Origin of the sequence: Aliidiomarina iranensis (assembly GCF_003987135.1) — a bacterium.
GTDB classification, from domain to species: Bacteria; Pseudomonadota; Gammaproteobacteria; order Enterobacterales; family Alteromonadaceae; genus Aliidiomarina; species Aliidiomarina iranensis.
In genome coordinates this window covers 65,501-89,652 of the sequence record NZ_PIPJ01000003.1, presented here as the reverse complement: position 1 = coordinate 89,652, position 24,152 = coordinate 65,501, and the positions used below count along the sequence as shown (strand labels likewise).

The window sequence follows — 24,152 nt, the reverse complement described above, 5'->3', positions numbered from 1 at the left end:
TGAGGTATTGATGGCGATATCTATTATTTACGATAAAACGTTTGCTTCTCCGCAGCCATTTCTAACAACAGATCACAAGGTTTAAAGCGATCACCTTCTTTCTCTTGATAATGCTGTAAACGCGCCACCAAATTTTCGATACCTAGGCTATCCATGTAACGGAATGGGCCACCTCGGAACGGCGGGAAGCCAATACCGAAAATAGCACCGATATCACCATCGCGGGGCGAGCGAATAATGTTGTCCTGTAAACACCATGCGGCTTCATTCAACATCGCCAGCACACAACGTTCGATCATTTCATCGCTAGCAAGCTTTGCTGCGGGGGTAATACCTACCACTTGATACACTGAACTATCTACGTTTTTACCTTTCTTTTTACCATCATACAGGTAAAAACCCTTTTTACTCTTGCGCCCTTTACGGCCATCATCAAGCAGCTTACTAAACGCATTCGGAGCACGGAAACGTTCACCCAAGGCATCCGTTAAGATTGGCGCTACCTTCCCAGCAACATCAATACCTACCTCATCGAGTAAGGTGATAGGCCCCACCGGAAAACCAAATTTCACAAAGGTTTTATCGAGTACTTCAATAGGCTCACCCGCTAATAGTAAGCGTGCCGCCTCGTTCATGTAGGGCGCTAAAATGCGGTTTACGTAAAAACCAGCCCCATCTTTAACCACTACAGGCGTTTTACCTTGGCGTTTTGCAAACTCAACTGTGGTTGCTATTGTTTGCTCTGAGGTGCCTTCATGGGTAATGATTTCCGCAAGTGGCATTTTCTCCACTGGCGAAAAATAATGCAAACCAATAACTTGCTCAGGACGCGCTGCTTTGGCGGCAATTTGCGTAATCGGTAAGCTCGAAGTATTGGTTGCGAAAATAGTGTGTTCAGCCGCATTACTCTCAATATCAGCTACCATTTTTTGCTTTAAATCGAGATCTTCAAATACCGCTTCAATTACGATATCAGTATCTTTAAAGCCACTGTAATCCACCGAGCCGGTAAGCATGAGCATTTGCTGTTGTAAATCCGTAGGCCGCAAAATCTTCCGTTTTACCTTCGGTAAAAGCAACTTATGGTGATACGCCAACGCATTTTTTATACCTTCCTGATTAATATCCTTTAATCGAACAGGCACCTTAGCTTTGCTGATAGAAACATGGGCGATACCGCCTCCCATCAAACCGCCGCCGAGTACGCCTGCTTTCTTCACTTTCTCAGGTTTTGTACCCTCAGCACCGGTTTCCTTTTTAATCTCTGTTGTGGCGAAAAATATATTCCGCAGCTGATAAGAAACATTACTCATCGCTAGTTCGCCAAACTGCTTGGCTTCATAGGCAAGGCCGGCTTGCATTCCCTTGTTCATGCCATGGGCAACGGTATCGATAATTTTATCAATCGCCGGATAATTACCATGGGCTTTCTTCTGAGCTTGTTCTCGCGCTTTCTTATAAAGAACAGAGCTCAGTGGCCCTTCTAGTACCTTGCCAACTAAATTTAACTTCGGCTTTTTAGCTTTTGGCTTCCCTTTCAGGGCCCGAGCAATGGCCGCATCTAGCAGAATACTTTCCGGCACTATCTCATCGGCTAAGCCCATTTTTAAGGCTTGCTTTGCCCGTAATTGTTTACCGGTTAACATTAGGGTTAGGGCTTGCTGCACTCCCACTAATCGCGGTAACCGTTGTGTTCCGCCAGAGCCAGGCAATAAGCCGAGTTGCACCTCTGGGAGCCCAAGCACTGTTTTCGCAGAATCAGAAACAACTCGCACATGGCACGCCAAAGCGAGTTCAAGCCCACCGCCTAGAGCTGGACCGTGGATCGCAGCAACTACTGGAATCTTCAATGCTTCCATGCGATCAAACAAGGCTTGCCCTTGGCGCGCCAAACTCTCGGCATCTGCCGCCGTTTCACAATCATTTATCATTCGAATATCAGCGCCTGCAACGAACGAATTTGGCTTACCACTGATAAACACTAGCCCTTTTAATTCACGATTGCTCTCAATGTTTTCCATCAACTCAGCAACTTCATCTGCAAAAGTTGATTTCAGCGTATTCATGCTCTCACCGGGCACGTCAATAGTGATCACGCCAATGCCGTTGTCGCGAATATCTAAAGTAAATGCACTTTTTTGATTCTGTTCCATTATTCTGTCTCCACGATTACTGCTGCACCCAGGCCACCGGCCGCACAGGCTGTGGTTAAAGCAGTTCCGCCACCGCGGCGGTTAAGTTCATGTAATACTTGGGTAAGCATTCGCGTTCCGGTTGCCGCGAAAGGGTGACCATAGGCTAATGAACCGCCCAGAACATTGAATTTCGATTCATCAATTTCGCCAATCGCGGTGCTCCGATTTAACTTTTCTTCAGCAAACTTCTTACTGGCAAACATTTTCATATTGGCCAGCGTTTGTGCTGCAAATGCCTCATGCATATCGATAATATCAAGGTCGCTCAGCACCATGCCGGCACGATCTAGCGCCAGCGGCGTAGCATACGAGGGCCCCATCAACATATCTTCGTATACATCGATAGCCGCAAACGCATAGCTACGAATGTAACCCAGCGGCTTATAGCCTAGTTCTTTCGCTCGGCTCTCTGTCATCATAAGTACCGCAGAAGCCCCATCTGTTAATGGTGTGGCATTAGCTGCGGTAACAGTGCCATGCTTTCGGTCAAATACTGGCCGAAGTTTGGCGTAGCTGGCTACATCGGAGTTTGCGCGAATATTATTATCACGCTCTAAGAATTCTTTATAAGGTGCACTGTGAGTAACCATCACTTCTTCTGCCAGCTTGCCCGACTCCCAAGCCTCGTGAGCCAGCTGATGTGAGCGATGCGCTAATTTATCTTGGTCTTCTCGGCTAATACCGTGAGTTTTCGCCATTTGCTCAGCGGTTTGCCCCATACTTAACCCTGTTGAATACTCAGCTACCGCGGGTGGTACGGGCAACAAATGTTTTAACCGCAAGCGTTTCAATATATTCAAACGCTGACCAAGGCTTCTTGCTTTATTTAAATCAACTAGTGCACGCGCCAGAGTTTTAGAAACGCCTATAGGTAAAACTGAGGAGGAATCTGCGCCACCGGCGATACCCACCGAAATATTCCCTGCTAGCATAGTTTCAGCGATATTCACCGCAGATTGAAAACTAGTAGCGCAGGCGCGGCTTACACTGTACGCATCGGTATTGACGGGCAGGCTCGTTGCTAGCACAATCTCCCGTGCGATATTTGGGGCCTCAGGCATCTGTACAACTTGGCCGTATACAAGCTGCTCAACCAAACTTGGATCGAGGTTCGTCCGTTGAATCAGTTCTTGTACCACCATAGCGCCCATATCAAGCGCTGGTACGCCATGGAAGAAGCTTGCTTGTTTTGCAAATGGCGTTCGTAAACCCGCTACGATAGCGATACGATCGCCCTTCGCAGTGCGTAAGTTTTGTTGTGAAGATGACATAGATTACCCCTGTAATTAGTGGTCTGACCACAATTTATCCCATGATTCTACTTACAAATGTAGAAAAATAAAACCATAGACGTAAGATAAGCATTTCGCACGTTAGAAATAAATGAGGGTGTTATGACAGCAGTGGTTGCATTTAAGCAGTTACAATCGTATCTCGAAACCCAAGTACTGGGCCAACCCACACTAACTGAGCATCTATTAATTGCTATTTTGGCCGATGGCCACCTCTTAGTTGAAGGCCCTCCCGGTCTGGCTAAAACACGTGCAGTTCAAGCATTAGCAAATGGTATCGAAGCGGATTTCCAACGCATTCAGTTTACCCCAGATTTACTTCCTGCGGATTTAACCGGTACCGATATTTATCGGCCCGAAAGTGGTGAATTCATATTTCAGCAAGGCCCCTTGTTCCACAACCTTATTTTAGCTGATGAAATTAACCGTGCACCTGCCAAAGTGCAAAGTGCGCTATTAGAAGCGATGTCGGAACGGCAAATCAGTGTTGGTAGCACCACCTACCCGCTCCCTGCTCTTTATACCGTAATGGCTACTCAGAACCCCCTAGAACAAGAAGGTACGTATCCACTGCCAGAGGCTCAGCTTGATCGGTTTCTCCTACACTTAAGCCTTGATTACCCGGATGCAGAAACTGAACAGAAAATCTTACGGTTAACCCGAAATGAACGTATTCAGGGTACAAGCACCTCGGCCGAACCACTTACGCAAGAAGCTATTTTCGCGGCTCGAAAGGAATTGCTGACTTTGCATATGGATGATGCCGTTGAACGTTATTTAGTTGCGTTAATTATGGCTACACGGCAACCGCAACTCTATGATGCAGAGCTTGCTACGTGGCTAGCTATAGGCGCTAGCCCACGAGCTACTATTGCTCTCGATCGCAGTTGCCGTGCGCGGGCTTGGCTTGATGGCCGTGATTTCGTTACTCCCGACGATGCCGCCGCCCTGCTACATAACGTTCTTCGCCACCGCATAATTCTGAGCTATGAAGCTGAGGCTGAAGGAATTAGTAGGGATGAAGTTATTAACCGAATTCTTGAACTCGTGCCTGCACCTTAGGTGTTAATCTCAATTTCAAGGTGGACGTTAATGCCAAAATCAGCAACAGCTGTGATTAAAGATTTCACGAGCACTAACCCAAGCACTAAAGAGCTCTCCGAATGGTTAACCCAAGCGCACAGCAATGGGGTTTATCCGGAAATGGCTGAATTACTGAAATATCGCTATCAACCTCTGGCCTTACCGGTACCCAAAGCTAGTGGTTCATCATCACAATCGGGCTTGCGATTAAGTAAAACACGGGGCCGTGGGATGGAGTTTGATGAAGTGCGCCACTATCAGGCGGGCGATGATGTGCGTGCAATTGATTGGCGAGTTACAGCTCGAACCGGGCAAACGCATACAAAACTATTTCGGGAAGAAAAAGAGCGCCCGGTGTTTCTATGTGTCGATTTTAGCAATAGCATGTGGTTCGGCTCACAGCTTCTTTTGAAATCGCTACAAGCCGCTCATGTTGCCGCTGGTATTGCCTGGCATACTATACAGCGCGGTGATCGCGTGGGCGGTTTGATTTATAACAATGCTGAACACAGCGAAATTAAGCCTCAGGGCCGGCAACACGGTGCATTATTATTTTTAAAGCAACTCATTGCCTTGCATCCAACAACAGCCCCGGGTTTTAACAAAGCCACGGCAGGCAAAGGCACTGCTGGTAAAGATATTACGGCTCACGGCACCGTGAGTAAATCAGCAAAAAGCCAACCTGTTCAGGGTAACACTACAAACAAGAAACAAACATCAGAGCCAACGAATAGCCCCGAAGCCGCACAAAACTTAGCACAGCAGTTGCGCCGACTATTAAAACTCTGTCGGCCGGGAGCTGATATTGTATTGATTAGTGATTTTAGTGAGCTCAATGCAGAAACCATAAAGCTATTACAAAGCTTACACAAACATCATACGGTAACCGCAGTGATGATTACCGATCCTTTCGAGGAGCAGTTACCACAAAGCGCTTTTCGCGATATTGATATTTATGATGGTAAAGAAACCCATCGGCTGTTCATTTCCAATCCAGAGTTTCATCGAAAATGGCAAGAACAAGCTAAACAATGGTTACAGGTGCGAGCAGAAGGTTTGCGCCGAGCTGGTGTGCGGGTTGTGCCGATTTCGGCAGGGCTACCTGCTCATGATCAATGGATTCACCGAGGTAGGAAGTAATGGACGCTCTTGCCGATTTAAATGATATTGTACCCGCCGAAAGTGCGCATTGGTGGCCTCTTCCCTGGGGTTATTGGCTGCTCGCGTTTGTAGTTGTGGCTTTTGTTATTGGCGTTACCTACCTACTTTACCAAAGGCAACAAAAACAACGAATCTATTTGGCGGCATTAAAGGAGTTGGCTAACAAGCCAATGACTTTAACCGAACTTAGTAGCTTAGCTAAGCGCGCAGCGTTACAAGTTTGGCCACAAAGTGAAGTTGCTCACTTGGCCGGTGCGGATTGGCATCGCTTCCTAATTGACTCTATGCCAAGTCATGAGCGTAATGATTTCGCGAAACGCATAGCACCTTTTGCCGAACTCATATATCAACCCGCTTCTGAGGCGCAGATAACCGAATACAGAGCCCTAGTTACGCTCTGGTTGCGGCTAGGCTTACCCAAACGGAGGCCCCATGTTTGAGTTTTTGTGGCTTTGGGCGTTCTTACTGCTTCCACTTCCGTTACTCACACGTTGGTTGTTACCCGCTACGGAAAATACTTCTGCGGCACTTTGGCTCCCACAAGCCAAGTTTTTGCGGCCCACCGATGCGGGTAAAATCAATAATCAGCGCCGATTATGGCTTCTGCCAATGCTTATTTGGTTAGCCATTGTTACCGCTATAGCCCAACCGCGCTGGTTGAGCGAGCCCATTCCAGTTAATCCCGAGGCGCGCGAAATCATGATTGCCCTGGATTTATCCGGCAGTATGGAAATGGATGATATGACCTATAACGGGCGCCGCACTACGCGTTTAGAAGCCGCGCACAAAATACTTGCTGATTTCATCCGCCGCCGCCAAGGCGATCGCATCGGCCTCATCGTCTATGCGGATTCTGCCCACGTTTATGTACCTATATCCAGTGATTTAGAATCAGTGGCGCAATTGGCCGAAGAGGCCCGCATTGGCTTAGCGGGAGAACGAACCGCACTGGGCGATGCCATTGCACTTTCGATTCGCTATTTTCAAGATCGGGAGACATCTCAGCGCGTGGTTTTAATGATGACAGATGGCATGATAAATTCTGGTGATATTACAGCAGAACAAGCAATTTACTTAGCGCAAAATCATGATGTAAAAATTCACACCATTGGCGTAGGCGCTGAAGAAATGACAGTACAAGGTTTATTTGGCGCGAGGCGAATAAATCCAAGTAGCGATCTCGATGAAAGCTTTTTAGCAACCATCGCAAATGCTACCGGTGGTGAATATTTCCGAGCCAAAAGTGAAAGTGAAATGGAAGCAATTTATAACATCATCGATGAACTCGAACCCATCGCCGCCGATGAGCAATATTTCCGCCCACATACAAGCCTAGTTCACTGGCCTCTGGGTATTGGCCTGTTACTTGCTATTCTGTATTTTATACAACGAAATTTTGGCCAATATAAATTTAGAAATCCCCTGCGACGCACAATAAATGGGGGTGATAATGAGTGAGTTTCATTTTCTTCGCCCTGAATGGCTTTGGTTGCTTATTCCATGGCTGCTAATTTTACCTTGGTTGCGTGCTCATTTTTTAAAGCGTGGAAACTGGGAAGATATACTGGCGCCGCATCTTAGCCAAATACTTTTACAAGGCGGTGCGAACAAAACACCCAAATGGCCGTTCTATGCCCTTGCAGCCGGGCTATTAATTACCATCTTGGCGCTTTCCGGCCCGAGCTGGCAACGTGTTGAGGTGCCTCTATTTAATCAAGATCAGGGTGCCGTGCTCGTGCTCGATGCCAGTATGCAAACCAGAGCTCAAGATACCAACCCCGATCGCTTTACCCGTTTAAGCTTCAAAGCTACTGATATCGTGAATCAATTCAACAGTGGCCAGCTTGGTTTAATCGCTTATGCAGGCGATGCATTTACGGTAACGCCACTTACTCGCGATGCTGAAACGATCTTACAAAGCCTAAAAGTTCTCACACCTGAGATTATGCCCATTCAGGGCCGTGATCCACTCCTTGCCATGCAAGAAGCGGATCGGTTGTTAACAGCTGCTGGCTATTCAGCTGGCGAAATACTCTGGCTTACCAGTGGTATAGACCAACGGGACATGGAGGATCTTCGGCGCTTTTTCCGTGAAAATAACCACCGTGTTTCTATCTTAGCCGCAGGCACTACAGAGGGTGCGCCAATTCGCGATACCGAGGGTGAATTGTTACGAGATAGCGCAGGCCGCGTAATTTTAGCTCGATTAGTTCCCGAATACTTAGAGCGCATCAGCGCAGAAACAGGTGGCCGTTACACCATGGCAACCGTTGATAGTAGTGATGTTGTGAGGCTGCTTGATTTTTCACAGTATCAAGGCGACGTTGCCGAATCCCTAGAACAAGGAGAGCAATGGCATGATGCTGCGCCATGGTTATTGTTATTGCTTATTCCCTTAGTGTTGCTCGCCTCGCGCAAAGGCGTTTTGTGGAGCTTTGTTTTAATTCTGTTCGTTGTACCTGAGCCAGTTGTTGCACAACAAAGCGAAAACGCCACTCAGGCGAACACTGGCGGCAATACCAGCGCCGGAGCTCAGAATAATGATTCTAGTGACTCGACCACTAACGCTACAGAAATGCGGATGGCGCCTTGGCGCTTGCCGTTTCAGAATCGTGAACAATTTGCTGATTCTGCGTTTGCAGCTGGAGATTACCTGAGCGCCGCCGCGAATTACGAGAGCCCAATGGCACAAGGTATGGCTTGGTACCGAGCCGGTGAATACGCAAACGCAGCAGCTAGTTATAGTGCTGTTGATACTCCCGAGGGAAGCTATAACTTAGGCAATGCATTAGCGAAGTTAGGCGAATTAGCAGCGGCCCTGAACGCCTACGAAGACGCGCTTACAGCGCGACCTGATTGGCCCGAAGCACGGGAAAATTATGAGCTTGTTAAAGCCCTTCTCGAACAACAAGCGGAAAATGAAAGTGGTGAAGGTGAAGAAAGTAACAACGACGAAAATGGTGAGCCTGATGCAGAGAATTCTGAGGCAAATCAGCAAAACGAGAATGACAACGAAAACGGTGAGAGCAATCAATCGGCGCAATCAGAGCAAGAAAATAACGAAAATCAAGCTGAAAATGAAGAGCGTGAAAATTCAGAGCAAGATAATGCTGACGCTGAAACCGAAGCTCGCGCGGACGAAGAATCGATGAGTGAGGCTGAAGCGCGTGCCGCACAATTAGAAGCAATGTCGGCCGAAGAAGCGGAAGAGTTAGAACAACTTCTTCGCCGGGTTGACGACGACCCAGCTCTTCTATTGCGCAATCGTTTATTGCTTGAGGCGCAGCGGCGCCGTTCAACGCGGCCACCAAGAGGCAACTAATGAACATGATCCGGCATCTAATGTGTCAGTTTAATGAGAGCTTTTTTAATAACTTGTATAGTCATTATCCGTACTTTCCGAGCCGCATTTGCTCTACCCTTACTTTTGGGAACTCAAGAATGAAAAGAATTATAACCCTGATCATATTTTTCTGGATCTCTATGCCTAGCTACGCTCAGCAAGCTACGGCAAGTATTGATAGAAACCCAGTTGTTGAATTCGGTGCTTTAGTACTCACGGTTACCACTGATGAAAGCTTGCCTCGAAATGCCTTTATCCCTGAACGCTGGATATCTGATTTCGAGATTCGTGGCACATCGGTTAACAGTAGTTCAACCATGGTTAATAACCGGGTTTCACGTTCAATTGAATGGCGCGTTTCTTTACGAGCTCCGGCGGCAGGCCGCTATGAAATTCCAGCCATCCAAATTGGCAATAGCGAAACAGCGCCCATTCAAGTAGATGTCATCGCTGCCAGTGAGCAACCACCACAAGAACGTAACTATTTCATTGAGGCCGTTTTAGATGAGGAATCCGCCTATGTGCAACAACAACTTACCTACACTGTAAAATTGTACATCGCCGATCAGTTGGAAACTGGCAGTTTGGGGTTGCCGAGTATTGATAACGTTAGTGTTGAGCAATTAGGGCAAGATCGGCAATCGCAAGAAATCATTGATGGCCGCCGTTTTCAAGTGCTCACGCGAACTTACGGCATAACCCCCCGGCGCAGCGGTAGCATCACCATTCCCGGGGTGCGTTTTGATGGTCAAGTACGGCGGATGCCTAGCTCTGGTTTTAGTGCGCTAGGCAGAATAGAGCCGGTAAGCACGCGCTCTGGGGATATCACAATCGAGGTGTTACCGCGCCCGAGTAATTATGTAGGTACCTGGCTACCTAGTGAGCAAGTGAGTATTGAAGAACAATGGGAGCCGGAAAGTTCGAGCTTCACGATTGGTGAGCCGATCACTCGAAGAGTTGCTATTACAGCAGTTGGGGTAAGGCCCGAGCAATTACCTGAACCTGAGTTTGCTTACCCCAGTGAAATTCGGGTATATCCCGATAGAGGTCAAACCGAAGTTAACGTGATTCGCGGAAAATCGGTGGCGAGAGCTACCTATACCACTGCTTTAGTGCCATCAAGCGCCGGTGAATTTATTCTGCCCGCTATTGAAATCCCTTGGTGGAATACCCGCACAAGCGAAATTGAATACGCACAACTACCAGAACGCATTATACGAGTACTGGCACCACCGGGAGGACTAACTGTACCTGGCACCATGCAAAGCCCCTCTGAAGGCGAACTGGGCCAACCTAACAATGCCTCCTCGGGTAACGGTGATTCAGAAGTAATATCTGCGGAATCTCAAGTTACCATAGCCAGATACGCCCAGATGCTCAGCTATTGGCAGTACGCCACTTTCGCTCTTTTTATCCTTTGGATAGCTACCGTTATTCTTTTTCTCCGCCAGAAGCACGTAAAAGTTTCTAAAAATACTCAGGAGCCTGTGCCACAGCAAGTAAGAAAGCCGTTACATGAGCTAAAACAAGCATGCCGAACTAATGATCCGTCGAAAGCGCGCAGTGCGATTCTTGCTTGGCATCATGCGCGCACTGGTGAGCCCGCTCGTGGCTTGTATGCTATCGCTAAAGTGCTAGCAAGCCCTGAACTGGAAGTACAAATGCAAAAATTAGAAGCGGCTCTATACAGCAGAGAACAACAGGAATGGCAATCGGGTAAAGCGCTGTGGGCTGAAATTCAAAAGCTGCACCAGCGCCAATCAAGCTCGGAAGAAGTACTGCCAAAGCTGTACCCAAACAGCTAACCGCTGATAAAGCGCGGCTGATAAAGCACACGCTAAACTTATCGCTTGAGAGATTTATGTTCGCCTAACAAAAAGCCCGATACATCTTCCTGTATCGGGCTTTTTATTTAGCTCAAAGAATTAGCAGAGCCTATAAACGACGCTCAATGTTTGCTTGCGCTTTTAATGCTTCCATTATGGCGCGATAAGCGAGTTCAGCATACTGGCCTTCAAGTTGGCGTTTTGCGCGTTCTGCGTTTTCAGCGTCAACTTCTCCCGGTTGCATGTCAGTAAGCTCGATAACCGCTGCATCGCCATTACCCAAGGTTACTGAAGCATATTCGGCGGCTCCCGTTACCGGCATTCTAAATAACTCTTGGCGCACAGCACCAGGTAGGCTATTTCCAAACCGAGATGCTGATTCGATAGCAATAAACTCAATCTCGAGAGCTTCACCCGCTGCAATCGCCGCTTGAATCTCTTGTGCTCGTTCAAAGGCCAAAACTTCGGCCTTGTCAGCACTTAGAAACGATTCAATGTCGCTACGAACATCCGCTAAATCTAGTACTCGCGGCGCAACATAATCCGCAGCGCGAACTACCAAACTGCGGCCATCAAGTTCAATGAGTTCAGAATTCAAACCGAGTTCGCGAACATCGTCAGAAAACGCTTGTTCTAGAACACTCGCATCATCGAATCCGGAAACTGGCTCAGAACGTGAGATCCACGGTGACGTTTGCACGGTCAGCCCTACTGCATCTGCTGCCTCATCGAGAGTGTGGTCTACTTCAAATGAGATGCGAGCCAACTCTTGTTGTTGCTCGAAGTAGATCCGCTCAGCTTCAGCTTGCGCAATATTCTCGCGAATATCGGCGGCTACTTCAGCGAAGCTTGAACTTTGCGCTTCGGTTAACTCCGTAAGTTTTACCAAATGAAAGCCGAATTCAGAGCGCACAACATCAGAAACATCACCCTCAGATTCAAGCGCAAAGCCCGCATCTTCCAGATCTGGATCCAACGTACCTCGTTCGAGAATGCCAAGCTCACCGCCATCTTCACCAGAGAAAATATCATCTGATTCAGTAGCAGCTAATTCAGCAAAATCTTCACCTGCTTCTAACCGAGCTTGAATTGCGCGAATACGCTCTAATGCGGCATCTTCGCTGTCGCCAAATTCCACAAGAATATGAGCGATAGAACGCATTTCCTCGGTACTAAACGCATCTGGGTTGGCATCGTAATATTCACGAACTTCCGCATCATCAACTTCAACAGTTGCCAACACATCGGCAAAGCTTAATTCAACGTAAGCCAGTTGAATGCGTTCTTCTTGACGAAACGAATCTTGATTATCATTATAGAACGCCTCTACTTCTGCATCGGTTAATTCAACCATGTCTAGATAATCGTCAGCAGAAATTAGGGCATATCGACCACTGCGGCGTTCGTTTTGCAACACTTGCATGCGCTCGCTTTCATTGTTCAAAACAAATTCGCTGGCAAAGGTACCTTGCATTAAAGCAACACGGCTCATTTGCTGTTGCAAATAATCCCGAAACATTGTTGGCGAGAAACCGGCATTACTGAGTTGACGTAAATAGGCGTCATTATTGAACGCACCATTCACTTGAAATTCTGGCATTTGGCGAATCGCACTGCGTAATGCGTCAGCCGATTGAGCTAAACCCATATCACCCGCAAGTTGAACAGCAAGCTCTTCTTCAATCATTTGTTCTAAAACACTTGCACGCATCTCTCGCATGTAGCCTTCATCGGCAGCAAGCATCTCAAACATTTCACCAAATTGCTGTTCCATTGTTGCCCGTTGGCCTTGATAAGCGCGGTCGAATTCAGCACGCGTAATTTCTCTGTCGTTTACCTTGGCGACATAGTCTTCAGTGCTACCGCCGAGATATGCACTCACGCCAGTAAACGCAAAAGCAAGTATAATTATAAACAGGATGGTTTTTACCACCGGGCCCTGTGTACCCTCACGTATCCTATCGAGCATCGTTTTACTCTTTCCAACAGCTATTGTTAAACCATCAACATGAAAAAAGCGCATCGGAAGATGCGCTTCTTGCAGTCATCTCGTCGCGAAGTATAACATAGATTTCGCGGCGGTTTTAAAATGCTTACTTCTTAGTTCACCGCATCTTTTAGTGCTTTACCCGCTTTAAACGCAGGTACTTTTGCAGCAGAGATTTGGATAGTTTGTCCAGTTTGCGGGTTCCGGCCAGTACGAGCAGAACGCTCACGAACAGTAAAAGTACCGAAACCAACTAATGCTACTTGGTCGTCACTTTTCAGAGCTTCAGTAACAGTACTGATGAAAGAATCAAGTGCACGTCCAGCAGCTGCTTTAGAAAGTTCTGCGTCTGCTGCGATTTTGTCAATTAGCTGAGACTTATTCACAGTGTCATCCCCTTAGATTGTTATTATGGAGTTTCTTAGTTCCATTAAAATAGTACAGACAAGTTTATAACAAGCTTATACCATTAGTTCAAGCATTTGAAAATGCTATTTTGAGATGCCCTACCACTCCGTATGCCTTTAAGGACAAGGGCGGGCACTAGACTCTAGGCTATCACAGTCATTTCGGATGAAAAGCATTTTTTCGCTTTAAATTAACAATTTTTACACTAGGGCTCTCAATAGAGAGCCCTTAAAACCTGCGAAATCTAACTTTTCTCTTTAGATTTCTTAGGCTTATATGGATCTTCGGCCATAGCAAGGCGAAGCACGTCGTCGATCCATTGAACAGGGTAAATTTCCAGATCTGCCTTCACATTATCCGCAATTTCCTTCAAATCACGCTCATTATCTTTTGGAATCAGTACTCTTTTTATGCCACCACGATGCGCTGCAAGCAGTTTTTCCTTTAAACCACCGATGGCTAATACCTCTCCGCGCAGGGTGATTTCCCCTGTCATGGCTACATCGGCACGCACTGGTTTGTTCGTTAGCGATGAAACTAAGGACGTCACCATAGCGATACCGGCACTAGGTCCGTCTTTAGGCGTTGCACCTTCGGGAACGTGCACATGAATATCACGTTTTTCATGAAAATCATTAGCAATACCCAAGCCCTCAGCCCGGCTTCTTACTACCGTCATGGCTGTGCTAATTGATTCCTTCATGACATCACCTAAGGAACCGGTACACACAACCTTGCCTTTACCTGTCACGTTAGTGGCTTCAATTGTCAACAAATCACCGCCTACTTGTGTCCAAGCTAAACCGGTAACCTGACCAATTTGATTTTCATCTTCAGCTTTACCGAAATCAAAGCGCTGTACGCCTAAGAAATCTTCAAGATTACCCTGCGTAATGGTTACTTTTTTCAGCTTTTTATCTAACAGAATCCGGCGTACCGATTTTCGGCAAAGCGTTGAAATTTCTCGCTCAAGGTTACGTACACCGGCTTCCCGCGTGTAATAACGAATAATGCCAAGAATCGCTTCGTCGGTAATATCCACTTCACCTTTTCGTAAACCATTGCGCTCGAGCTGTTTCTCTAACAGATGCCGCTTAGCAATATTCAATTTCTCATCTTCCGTGTAGCCCGAAAGGCGAATAACTTCCATCCGATCCAACAATGGTGCCGGTATATTCATACTATTCGAAGTGGCTACGAACATCGTATCGGAAAGGTCGTAATCAACTTCTAAGTAATGGTCGTTAAACGCACTATTTTGCTCGGGGTCGAGAACTTCAAGTAGCGCAGATGATGGATCACCACGCATGTCCGAGGCCATTTTGTCTATCTCATCGAGTAAAAACAGTGGGTTGCGTACTTCAACCTTAGCCATTTTTTGCATCAATTTGCCTGGCATTGAGCCGATATAGGTTCGGCGATGGCCCCGAATTTCCGCTTCATCACGAACACCACCAAGCGCCATGCGCACATACTTGCGCCCAGTAGCTTTAGCAATTGATTGCCCTAACGACGTTTTACCAACGCCCGGAGGCCCCACCAAACATAGAATAGGCCCGCGTACTTTTTTACTACGCTGCTGCACGGCGAGATAATCTAAAATTCGCTCTTTCACTTTCTCTAAGCCAAAATGATCCTCATTCAAAATCTTCTCGGCTTGGCTTAAATCTTTCTTAACTCGAGATTTTTTGTGCCAAGGAACACTCGTCATCCAATCAATATAACTACGCACAACAGTGGCTTCAGCCGACATTGGCGACATCATGCGAAGCTTTTGTAATTCGGCTTTTGTTTTCTCAAGCGCTTCCTTGGGCATTTGCGCATCTTCAATTTTTTTCGCTAATACCTCGAATTCATCAACGCCATCTTCACCTTCGCCAAGCTCTTTTTGAATCGCTTTCATTTGCTCATTCAAATAGTACTCGCGCTGGCTCTTCTCCATTTGTTGTTTAACTCGATTCCGAATCTTCCGCTCTACTTGCAGAATATCAATCTCGCCTTCCATTAACGCCATCAAATGTTCCAGGCGCTCTTGAATCTGGATAATCTCTAACACGCGTTGCTTATCTACAAGCTTCAGCGGCATGTGGGCCGCCATGGTATCAGCGAGGCGGTCGGCATCATCAATACCATTTAAAGACGTTAACACTTCCGGAGGCGTTTTCTTATTTAACTTTACATAGCCTTCAAATTGATTAAGGGCAGAGCGAACTAATACTTCCTCTTCCTTTTCTTCCATCGGCTCAGTAATTAATGCTTCAATATCCGCACGAAAGAAATCCCCCTTTGGTTGCCACGCTGTTACTTTTGCGCGCTGCACACCTTCAACTAACACCTTCACCGTACCATCGGGTAATTTCAACATTTGCAAAATGGTGGCTACGGCACCCACTTCGTAAATATCTTCTGCAGTTGGTTCTTCAACGCCAGCATCTTTTTGTGCAACTAGGAACACTTGTTTATCATTATCCATAGCAGCATCAAGACACCGAATTGATTTCTCTCGGCCAACAAACAATGGAATTACCATGTGTGGGTACACCACTACATCACGTAAAGGTAATACCGGAATGCCCTGACGTTTTCCGCTTTCTTCTGTCATCACTGTTCCCATATTTTAGTGTCTAAAAAAACTGATATACCCTTAATATGCGGCTTATCCGAGAAAGTTCAATGGCTAGGAAATAAAAAAGGAGCCGAACGGCCCCTTTTGCTGTTTATTCGCCCGATGCTTGGGCGTCTTCTTTTTTCGAGTAAATAAGAATTGGGTCTGATTCTCCAGTTATTACCGTTTCATCAATCACCACCTTACTCACGTTCGTCATCGAAGGTAATTCATACATCGTTGAGAGCAAAACGTCTTCAACGATTGAACGCAAACCCCGTGCGCCAGTTTTACGCTGCATGGCCTTTTTGGCAATCGCACGCAGAGCATCTTCACGAAACTCGAGTTCCACATTTTCCATATCTAATAATGCCGCATACTGCTTGGTTATCGCATTCTTAGGCTGGCCAAGAATTTGTATCAACGCATCTTCATCAAGCTCGGTTAAGCTGGCCACAACGGGCAAACGCCCGATAAATTCAGGGATAAGACCAAATTTAACTAAGTCTTCAGGTTCAACTTGAGTAAGTAAGTTTACCTGATTGCTATCAGAGCTAGATTTCAACTGCGCACCAAAGCCAATCCCTGTTCCTGTAGCCAGCCGTTGCTGCACAACTTTTTCTAGGCCTGAGAATGCTCCGCCACACACAAACAAAATCTTAGATGTATCAACTTGAACAAATTCTTGCTGCGGATGCTTTCTTCCACCTTGTGGCGGAACAGAAGCAACAGTACCTTCGATCAGCTTTAACAACGCCTGTTGCACGCCCTCGCCAGATACATCACGAGTAATTGATGGATTATCAGATTTTCGCGAAATCTTATCGATTTCATCAATGTACACAATACCGCGCTCGGCTTTGGCGGCATCGTAATCACACTTCTGTAGAAGTTTCTGAATAATGTTCTCAACGTCTTCGCCCACATAACCTGCTTCGGTGAGTGTGGTTGCATCAGCCATCGTGAAAGGCACATCAAGAAATCGCGCTAGCGTTTCTGCTAATAGAGTTTTGCCACTACCGGTCGGTCCGATTAACAAAATGTTGCTTTTGCCAAGTTCGATATTATCGTGCACGCCCGCGTTACGTAGCCGTTTATAGTGATTATAAACCGCCACAGCCAGAACCCGTTTTGCATGGTCTTGGCCGATAACATAATCATCTAAATGTTGGCGAATTTCTTTCGGTGTCGGCAACTTATCTTCACTGGCTTGCGGTGAGATGTTTTTAATTTCTTCTTTTAAAATATCATTGCACAGATCGACACACTCATCGCATATAAAGACCGAAGGCCCGGCAATGAGTTTCTTTACTTCGTGCTGGCTTTTGCCACAGAACGTGCAGTAAAGGGCTTTACCGCCGTTGCTTGTGCCCGATGTTGAATCTGTCATTCACTTCTCCAGTACAACTAAATATGTACTTTAAAACCTAACTAATATGTTTATTTTTTCGCCGTACTTTTTTCTGCACCACGATGACTCAATACTTCATCTACAATACCATAAGCTACTGCTTGTTCCGAACTCATGAAATTATCGCGGTCTGTGTCTTTCGCTACTCGTTCAATATCTTGGCCTGTATGCTCAGATAGAATGCGATTTAATTTTTCTTTGATGTACATGATTTCTCGAGCATGAATTTCAATATCAGATGCCTGGCCTTGAAAACCACCCAAAGGTTGATGAATCATAACTCGTGAATTGGGTAAGCAAAAACGTTTATCTTTTGCGCCGCCGGCCAACAAAAATGCACCCATACTCGCCGCCTGACCAATACAAATTGTAGACACATCATTACGAATAAACTGCATGGTATCGTAAATTGCCATTCCCGCGGTTACTGAACCGCCCGGCGAATTAATATATAGATAAATATCTTTTTCTGGATTCTCGGATTCTAAAAACAGCATTTGTGCCACAATCAGATTGGCCATTTGCTCTTCAACAGGCCCCACCAAAAAAATAATACCTTCTTTTAGCAACCGCGAGTAAATATCAAATGAACGTTCACCTTTTGCAGTTTGCTCAATCACCATAGGCACAAGTGCGGCCATCGGATCTGGTACTGTGTTTCCCATTAGCTAATTCACTCCTAAAAAAAATGGCTCGGATACATTCACCCGAGCCATTAAACCAATTCCTGAGAATTTCAGCAAATGCTTATTTGCCTTGTGGGTTCATCACTTCATCAAAGCTGAACTCTTTCTCAGTTACTTTTGCTTTTTCAAGTACAAAATCAATTGCCTGATCTTCCAATACTACATTTTCAACTTGCTGTTTTGCTTCAGCATTTTCTTTGTAGTAGGTAATCACTTCTTGCGGATCTTCATAAGCAGAAGCGGTATTTTCAATCATTTCCTGTACCCGAGCTTCATCAACTTTCAGCTCATTGCCGCGAATTACTTCACCAAGCAACAAACCTACTTTAACGCGCTCATCGGCTTGCTCAGAAAATAACTCAGCTGGCAATTCAGGCATATTCTGGCCATTACCGCCAAAGCGCTGCATAGCTTGTTGCCGCAGAACTTTAACTTCTTGCTCTTTCATTGCCGATGGTACTGGAACATCATCATTTGCCGCTAGCAAGCCTTTGATCACTTGCTGCTTAACTTTGTTCTTCACAGCATTTTTCAGCTCACGTTCCATGTTTTTGCGAACTTCAGTTTTTAACGCCTCAATACCGCCGTCGCCAATACCAAACTGGGTTGCGAATTCATCGTTCAGTGCTGGAAGCTTTGGAGCTTTTACTGATTTAATCACCAAATCAAACTCAGCAACTTTACCTTTCAAATTTTCCGCGTGGTAATCTTCCGGGAAAGTAACCTCGATAGTTTTTTCAGCGCCAGCTTTCAGGCCTTTCATGCCATCTTCAAAGCCTGGAATCATCCGGCCTTGACCCATTTCCAGCTCAAAGTTCTCAGCTTTACCGCCTTCAAACTCTTCGCCATCTACGCGGCCGAGGAAATCAAAGGTTACTTTATCGCCTTCTTTTGCCCCACGCTTCACATCTTCAAAGGTGGCGTGTTGCTTCTGTAAGGTTTCTAACATTTTATCCAGATCGGCATCGGTAACTGTAGCTACTGGTTTTTCTACATTTACTTTGTCTAAATCTTTTAATTCTACTTCTGGATACACTTCAAACACAGCAACGAACTCAAGGTCTTTGCCTTCTTCATCTACTTTTGGTTCAAAGCGTGGCGAGCCAGCTGGATTAATCTTTTCTTGTACCAAAGCTTCAATGTAATGACGCTGGATTTGCTCCATCACTACATCTTGGCGAATTGCTGGGCCGAAGCGCTTGGCAACTAAACTTACTGGCACTTTACCTGGGCGAAAGCCATCCATGCGGACCGTACGAGCACGCTGTTGTATTTGGCTTTTCACTTCTTTATCAATTTTCTCAGCCGGAACAGAAATGGTTACTCGGCGTTCTAAACCTTCAGTTGCTTCAACAGAAACCTGCATTGCGTTGTTACCTCAGCATCACTTAATAGTGCATTTTGTATTACCGTAGCTTTAAAGCGCCTACTTCACATTACCTGAATCTTTTCAATACTCTCTTTAACTATCACTTCTCAGCCAAGAGCGTGAAACATTCACAAAAACGTTACTAGCGCGGCGTTTAAGCTACTCCAAGAAATCTGGGGCCTGCATACTCGGAGTGTCGACTCCGCGGCCACCTAATCTTTTCGAATCAAGTGCACAATGCGCACTTCATGAAAAAATGACGCGACATTATAACGATGACAAGCCGCAGAGTCGAGCATAGCCCACCGATTTTATCAACGGATGGATAAATTAGCTGTTGTGTGCCAAACAAGCCGAATCAAAAATTGACAAACCGCGGCTGAAAAAGCAACCTTATGGGTGTTAGTGTCTATAATAAAAAGAACACCTGCATGACGGGGCACACTATGCCGGAATTCCAAGCTTCAATAAAAAATTGGCGAGCAGTTATTGATCTCCTACCTGTAGCCGTTGTTTTTGCCGCTGAATCAGAGGGCTCACAGGGTTATTCGCGCAGCTACTTCGCTAATCAAACAGCATTAGAAATGCTTAATCTAGATCCAGAATCAGCGTTAAAGCCCCAATTCGAGAGGCTTTCCTTCTACCCCGATATTCATCTAACTGGCGCCTCAGCGAATCCGGAACCAGTGCCATCTCCGATTATGGCAGCATTATCGGGGGAAGTGATTGATCGTCGAGACCTCATCGTTAAGGATATTCCTGTAAGTATCGAAAGCAACCAATTCTATGGTGATGATGAACGGATTTATGCACTCACATTGCAGCCTCGAGATCATCGCTTGTTCGTAAACAAGAACACGCCCATGGATATGTCGAGCGCTGAATTATCACTTCGAGATTCAATTGGCTTCGAAAGAATAGTCACTGATTTATCAACATCACTGCGCAATTCAACGCAAGAGCACATCAATTTAAATATTCATCTTGCACTCGAGCGTATCGGTAATTTTTGCCAAGCCGATAGAGCTTACGTGTTTTTATTTGATTTCGAACACACCACAATGAGCAATACGCATGAGTGGGTTAACGATGGAATATCAAGCCATATCGATGATTTACAACAAATCCCTAATTCACAATTGCCATGGTTTTTCCAACAAATTAGGGATCAGGGCGTATTAGCCATCGCCGATACCGCAACAATTCCTGCTGCGGGCGCACTGGAAAAAGCTGAGTTTGAGCGCGAAGATATCCGCTCTATTCTTTGTGTTGGCTTATATGATATGAACGAGCTGATTGGCGTTATTGGCCTTGACATGGTAGCTCGAAACCGCCGTTGGTCGGAGGCCGACATTCGCCGCACGCGCTTAATCGGTGAATTAATCGCTACCGCGGTAAGTAATGATCGAATTTATCAAACATTACAAACCTCACAACAACAATTGATGGCAAAGAATGACGCTTTACGTGAGCTTGTTTTGCGCGATGGATTAACAGGCTTGGCGAATCCGCAACAATTTACCGAAAGGCTGAATGAAGAAGTTGCCAGAGCGTTGCGCCAACAGCATGAACTTACCGTGGCAATGTTTGCTATCGATGATTTTAAATCACACAAAGAAGAACTCGGCGTTACTTCAGCAGACGCACTTATTTTAACGATTTCCGGCTTACTTAAACAGCATTTTCGCCGCAATGGTGAGCTTCTGTGCCGATTTTCTGAGGAAAAATTTGCAGTAGTGCTTCCGCATATTAGTTTCGCCGAGGCATGCCAACGCAGTAATGAATTTCTCCGTTTACTCGAAACCCAAGGTATAACGCAACGCGTTGAACGCTCAACTAGCAATACAACATTGCAACCTGATGAGCGCAAAATTGAGAAAAATGGCAACAAACTAACCGTTAGTGGTGGTATCGCTTGCTTATCTACGTGCGATGGGCCTGAGGATATCGTAAATCAAGCGGACAACATGCTAACGCTCGCTAAAGCAAAGGGTAGAAACCGAGTTGAGCATACTGTTCCAGATAACTCTGACAGCAGTGATATTAACTCCTAGCCTACTGAGCCAGATTTACGGCGGCACTTCACAGCACACAAAAATCGGAAGCCTTTTGTTTCCAGCAAAATGGTTTGTGTTTCGCTGATACGAAAAGAATCTTAATTCGTGGAAATATGCGGTTGCCGGTAACAAAATTATAACCTAGGATAGGAAACTAAAGGTACAGTATGTTGCGCAGAACGTGATGTATTAAAAAAGAATAAAAAACACAGAGAAAGGTAATTTAAATGCGACAGTACTTTCTTAGCCGTAAAATAATCGCGATGAGTGTTCTTTTCCTTGCCGCTTGCTCCTCACCGCCTCCCGATGATGGTGCAGAAGTGCAAGTGTCCTCAAACCATTTTACTATTGAAGGCAAGGTAACACGGGCAACTGTAGAGCAGTTAGACAACCTTGTTGGACAATATCCGGAAATTAAGCAACTGCGAATTTCCAGTGATACCTCCGACCCAATGGCGGCAATGCAGCTTGGCTACATTCTGTATCGTAATGATTTTAATTTATATGTAACAGGCATATGCAAGCGAGCATGCGCAAATTACATATTTACCGCAGCGAAAACGCGTACTGTCAATGAGGGTGCTGTTGTCGCTTGGGCCGGTGGGGCTCTGGAGCAAAATAAATTAAGTGAGTGGACATCCACATTGTTCCCCGGTGTGAGTAACTTCATTGCACAAAACGCGAATGCATATTTACGCCGCGAAACTCGATTTTTTAATCGTATCAATGTGGATCAATATATTACCGTTTACGGTTTTGATAAAAACATAGGCTGTATGACTGAGCAGTATCAGGGGTTTTACTATTCTGAGGCTGATTTACTGAGTATGGGTTTAGGCCCTGTTACTTTCGTGGATAGCAACAGCAATATGGCCCAAATGGTTGGCCAAGGACGTTACTGCCAAGTTGATTTAAGTAATCGATTGCTACTTATCAACTGAGGTTTTCAACACTCAACTGGTATTGCGCGCAAAAACCCAATAACGCTTGCGAATGTTTTTCTGGCAGCGCTAGTGAGGCAGTAACTTGAGTGTTGTAATCAATGGCTAAGATTTCACCTTCATGTGCACTGAGAAAATGCCGCAGCGGTTGCTCTAATGCGAAATCAAAGTTTAATTGCCACCTACTCGATGCAACATGAATCTCATTCGGAAGCTTTTGCATGACCGCTTCAGCCGCTTGTGAATAAGCACGCACTAACCCTCCAGCGCCTAACTTTACACCACCGAAATAACGGACTACCACAACCATAACGTTGCTTATGCCCTTGTGCTGCAGAACATTCAAAATAGGTTTTCCGGCAGTGCCACTGGGCTCACCGTCGTCATTCATGGCCGCGCTCATTGGGCTATTAATACCACCGAGCGCGTAAGCCCAACAATGATGCCGAGCATCTGGGTATCGTGTTCGCACACTTGCCAGTATTTCAAGTGCTTGCTCGCGAGTTTTCGCAGCATAAGCGTAGGCAATAAAGCGGCTTTTCTTTATTTCAATTTCACATCGCGCACTGCCGGTTGCCACATAATTAGAAGCAGACATAGTTTATTCAGAAGCACTTATTGCGGCTTCGATAGCCTGCTGTAAATCATTAAACAGTTCATCGGCATCTTCAATGCCCACCGACAAACGCAGCAAATCACTTGGTACTGGTGAATCCAAACCTTCAATACTTGCCCGGTGTTCAATCAGGCTTTCAACACCACCTAAAGACGTTGCGCGCTTCCACAACTGCGTGGCTGCAGCCACTTTTATCGCGATCGTTTCATTTGATAAGCGCACAGATAGCATCCCACCAAAACCGCCGGGCATCTGCCGTAATGCAATATCATGTCCTGGAAATGAGGGTAGCCCAGGATAAAGCACCGCTTTTACAGCGGCTAATGATTCTAACTTTTCTGCAATAATTTGAGCACTTTGCGCACTTTGGCGAACTCGTAATTCTAAGGTTCGCATACCACGTAACAATTGATTCGCATCACTCGGGCTAAGCACTGCACCGCCCTGCTTTCTAACCATCCGGATACGTTGCCAAAAATCGTTATCTTCGGCTGTGATCAGTGCACCGGCAATCACGTCTGAATGGCCGTTTAAATACTTAGTGGCTGAGTGCATTACGATATCAGCCCCCAGGGAGATAGGAAGGCTCAGAACGGGCGTAGCGCAGGTTGAATCCACCGCCACTTTAGCTCCAGCGGCGTGCGCTAATGCGCTTATGGCCTGAATGTCCGAAATGGTCCACAGGGGGTTTCCCGGAGTTTCTAACCAAACTAGCTTAGTTTTACCCGCAACCAAGGCCTTTTCAATCGCTGCGAGGTCATCCATATCCACCAGCTCGATTTGCAATCCCCATTCGGTTCCGAGCGTTAACAGCCAATTCCGCAATGCCCAATACATCACCTTTGGAGCGAGAACATGATCGCCCGGCCGCAATGCCTGAAAAACAGTAACCGCAGCGGCCATACCGGATGAAAATAGAAGCGCATCGGCGCCCTCTTCGATATCCGCAAGCACACTTTCAACAATGCGATACGTTGGATTATCCGCTCGTGAATATACCAAACCAGAACGATATTGATTATCGGCATCTCGCAAATAAGTTGTAGAATTATACGTAGGCGGCACTAACCCCTGAGTATTCGGTTCTACATAACTTAACGCCTGAGCAACACGGGTTTGTAATGAATAACCCGAAGAACGTTTTACACTCATTTATAATCCTTGCATGTTTA

18 protein-coding genes are annotated in these 24,152 nt (G+C 46.0%); 8 read left to right on the top strand and 10 right to left on the bottom strand.

The window, feature by feature from the left end:
* Positions 1–23: 23 nt before the first annotated feature.
* Complete coding sequence (gene fadJ, locus CWE08_RS06095) at positions 24–2,153, bottom strand: fatty acid oxidation complex subunit alpha FadJ (protein ID WP_126766757.1); 2,130 nt, start codon at positions 2,151–2,153, stop codon at positions 24–26.
* Positions 2,153–3,466, bottom strand: coding sequence for an acetyl-CoA C-acyltransferase FadI (fadI, locus tag CWE08_RS06090; protein ID WP_126766755.1), 1,314 nt, complete (start codon positions 3,464–3,466; stop codon positions 2,153–2,155). Before fadI ends, fadJ begins: the two co-directional genes overlap by 1 nt.
* A 123-nt stretch (positions 3,467–3,589) precedes the next feature.
* Between fadI and CWE08_RS06085 the strand changes: the two genes are divergently transcribed.
* The 6 genes from CWE08_RS06085 (at position 3,590) to CWE08_RS06060 (ending at position 10,879) form a co-directional block, all read left to right on the top strand.
* Positions 3,590–4,549 (top strand): AAA family ATPase, encoded by a 960-nt coding sequence (locus CWE08_RS06085; protein ID WP_126766754.1) that lies wholly within the window; start codon positions 3,590–3,592, stop codon positions 4,547–4,549.
* Positions 4,550–4,579: 30 nt separating this feature from the next.
* Positions 4,580–5,710, top strand: a complete 1,131-nt coding sequence (locus CWE08_RS06080; RefSeq protein ID WP_241973849.1) for a DUF58 domain-containing protein — start codon at positions 4,580–4,582, stop codon at positions 5,708–5,710.
* Positions 5,710–6,171: a DUF4381 domain-containing protein gene (locus tag CWE08_RS06075; protein WP_126766752.1), complete on the top strand. Its 462-nt coding sequence runs from the start codon at positions 5,710–5,712 to the stop codon at positions 6,169–6,171. Before CWE08_RS06080 ends, CWE08_RS06075 begins: the two co-directional genes overlap by 1 nt.
* Positions 6,164–7,189, top strand: coding sequence for a VWA domain-containing protein (locus CWE08_RS06070; protein WP_126766750.1), 1,026 nt, complete (start codon positions 6,164–6,166; stop codon positions 7,187–7,189). Before CWE08_RS06075 ends, CWE08_RS06070 begins: the two co-directional genes overlap by 8 nt.
* The gene (locus CWE08_RS06065; protein ID WP_157981234.1) at positions 7,182–9,053 is read left to right on the top strand and encodes a vWA domain-containing protein; all 1,872 of its coding nucleotides are present in this window, start codon (positions 7,182–7,184) and stop codon (positions 9,051–9,053) included. Before CWE08_RS06070 ends, CWE08_RS06065 begins: the two co-directional genes overlap by 8 nt.
* Positions 9,054–9,172: 119 nt before the next feature.
* Positions 9,173–10,879 carry a BatD family protein gene (locus CWE08_RS06060; protein ID WP_157981233.1) on the top strand — a complete coding sequence of 569 codons (1,707 nt, stop codon included), beginning with the start codon at positions 9,173–9,175 and terminating at the stop codon, positions 10,877–10,879.
* Between the two features lie 130 nt (positions 10,880–11,009).
* On the opposite strand, the gene CWE08_RS06055 is transcribed toward CWE08_RS06060, so the two are convergent.
* From CWE08_RS06055 to tig, 6 genes are all read right to left on the bottom strand, one after another.
* On the bottom strand, positions 11,010–12,869 hold the full coding sequence (locus CWE08_RS06055; protein WP_198677099.1) for a SurA N-terminal domain-containing protein: 1,860 nt from the start codon (positions 12,867–12,869) through the stop codon (positions 11,010–11,012).
* Between the two features lie 131 nt (positions 12,870–13,000).
* Positions 13,001–13,273 (bottom strand): nucleoid-associated protein HU-beta, encoded by a 273-nt coding sequence (gene hupB / locus CWE08_RS06050; RefSeq protein ID WP_007419067.1) that lies wholly within the window; start codon positions 13,271–13,273, stop codon positions 13,001–13,003.
* Between the two features lie 266 nt (positions 13,274–13,539).
* On the bottom strand, positions 13,540–15,897 hold the full coding sequence (gene lon, locus CWE08_RS06045; RefSeq protein WP_126766744.1) for an endopeptidase La: 2,358 nt from the start codon (positions 15,895–15,897) through the stop codon (positions 13,540–13,542).
* A gap of 115 nt (positions 15,898–16,012) precedes the next feature.
* Positions 16,013–17,290: an ATP-dependent protease ATP-binding subunit ClpX gene (clpX, locus tag CWE08_RS06040; protein WP_126766742.1), complete on the bottom strand. Its 1,278-nt coding sequence runs from the start codon at positions 17,288–17,290 to the stop codon at positions 16,013–16,015.
* Between the two features lie 50 nt (positions 17,291–17,340).
* Entirely contained in the window at positions 17,341–17,976 is a 636-nt protein-coding gene (gene clpP / locus CWE08_RS06035) for an ATP-dependent Clp endopeptidase proteolytic subunit ClpP (RefSeq protein WP_126766740.1), read from the bottom strand.
* A gap of 82 nt (positions 17,977–18,058) precedes the next feature.
* Positions 18,059–19,363, bottom strand: a complete 1,305-nt coding sequence (gene tig, locus CWE08_RS06030; RefSeq protein ID WP_126766738.1) for a trigger factor — start codon at positions 19,361–19,363, stop codon at positions 18,059–18,061.
* A 434-nt stretch (positions 19,364–19,797) separates the two neighbouring features.
* Here tig and CWE08_RS06025 point away from each other — a divergent pair, with 434 nt between their 5' ends.
* Both CWE08_RS06025 and CWE08_RS06020 read left to right on the top strand, forming a co-directional pair.
* Positions 19,798–21,420, top strand: a complete 1,623-nt coding sequence (locus CWE08_RS06025) for a GGDEF domain-containing protein (protein WP_198677097.1) — start codon at positions 19,798–19,800, stop codon at positions 21,418–21,420.
* Positions 21,421–21,650: 230 nt separating this feature from the next.
* On the top strand, positions 21,651–22,364 hold the full coding sequence (locus CWE08_RS06020; RefSeq protein ID WP_126766735.1) for a hypothetical protein: 714 nt from the start codon (positions 21,651–21,653) through the stop codon (positions 22,362–22,364).
* On the opposite strand, the gene CWE08_RS06015 is transcribed toward CWE08_RS06020, so the two are convergent.
* Entirely contained in the window at positions 22,357–22,962 is a 606-nt protein-coding gene (locus CWE08_RS06015; protein WP_126766733.1) for a YigZ family protein, read from the bottom strand. The genes CWE08_RS06020 and CWE08_RS06015 overlap by 8 nt on opposite strands.
* A gap of 3 nt (positions 22,963–22,965) precedes the next feature.
* Complete coding sequence (locus CWE08_RS06010) at positions 22,966–24,132, bottom strand: trans-sulfuration enzyme family protein (protein WP_126766730.1); 1,167 nt, start codon at positions 24,130–24,132, stop codon at positions 22,966–22,968.
* Positions 24,133–24,152: the final 20 nt, after the last annotated feature.

What these genes read in the sequence shown, in the direction of transcription:
- fadJ (WP_126766757.1), bottom strand. Translation starts at nt 2,153, where the DNA reads ATGGAACAGAATCAAAAAAGTGCATTTACTTTAGATATTCGCGACAAC.
- fadI (WP_126766755.1), bottom strand. Translation starts at nt 3,466, where the DNA reads ATGTCATCTTCACAACAAAACTTACGCACTGCGAAGGGCGATCGTATC.
- CWE08_RS06085 (WP_126766754.1), top strand. Translation starts at nt 3,590, where the DNA reads ATGACAGCAGTGGTTGCATTTAAGCAGTTACAATCGTATCTCGAAACC.
- CWE08_RS06080 (WP_241973849.1), top strand. Translation starts at nt 4,580, where the DNA reads ATGCCAAAATCAGCAACAGCTGTGATTAAAGATTTCACGAGCACTAAC.
- CWE08_RS06075 (WP_126766752.1), top strand. Translation starts at nt 5,710, where the DNA reads ATGGACGCTCTTGCCGATTTAAATGATATTGTACCCGCCGAAAGTGCG.
- CWE08_RS06070 (WP_126766750.1), top strand. Translation starts at nt 6,164, where the DNA reads ATGTTTGAGTTTTTGTGGCTTTGGGCGTTCTTACTGCTTCCACTTCCG.
- CWE08_RS06065 (WP_157981234.1), top strand. Translation starts at nt 7,182, where the DNA reads ATGAGTGAGTTTCATTTTCTTCGCCCTGAATGGCTTTGGTTGCTTATT.
- CWE08_RS06060 (WP_157981233.1), top strand. Translation starts at nt 9,173, where the DNA reads ATGAAAAGAATTATAACCCTGATCATATTTTTCTGGATCTCTATGCCT.
- CWE08_RS06055 (WP_198677099.1), bottom strand. Translation starts at nt 12,869, where the DNA reads ATGCTCGATAGGATACGTGAGGGTACACAGGGCCCGGTGGTAAAAACC.
- lon (WP_126766744.1), bottom strand. Translation starts at nt 15,897, where the DNA reads ATGACAGAAGAAAGCGGAAAACGTCAGGGCATTCCGGTATTACCTTTA.
- clpX (WP_126766742.1), bottom strand. Translation starts at nt 17,290, where the DNA reads ATGACAGATTCAACATCGGGCACAAGCAACGGCGGTAAAGCCCTTTAC.
- clpP (WP_126766740.1), bottom strand. Translation starts at nt 17,976, where the DNA reads ATGGGAAACACAGTACCAGATCCGATGGCCGCACTTGTGCCTATGGTG.
- tig (WP_126766738.1), bottom strand. Translation starts at nt 19,363, where the DNA reads ATGCAGGTTTCTGTTGAAGCAACTGAAGGTTTAGAACGCCGAGTAACC.
- CWE08_RS06025 (WP_198677097.1), top strand. Translation starts at nt 19,798, where the DNA reads ATGACGGGGCACACTATGCCGGAATTCCAAGCTTCAATAAAAAATTGG.
- CWE08_RS06020 (WP_126766735.1), top strand. Translation starts at nt 21,651, where the DNA reads ATGCGACAGTACTTTCTTAGCCGTAAAATAATCGCGATGAGTGTTCTT.
- CWE08_RS06015 (WP_126766733.1), bottom strand. Translation starts at nt 22,962, where the DNA reads ATGTCTGCTTCTAATTATGTGGCAACCGGCAGTGCGCGATGTGAAATT.
- CWE08_RS06010 (WP_126766730.1), bottom strand. Translation starts at nt 24,132, where the DNA reads ATGAGTGTAAAACGTTCTTCGGGTTATTCATTACAAACCCGTGTTGCT.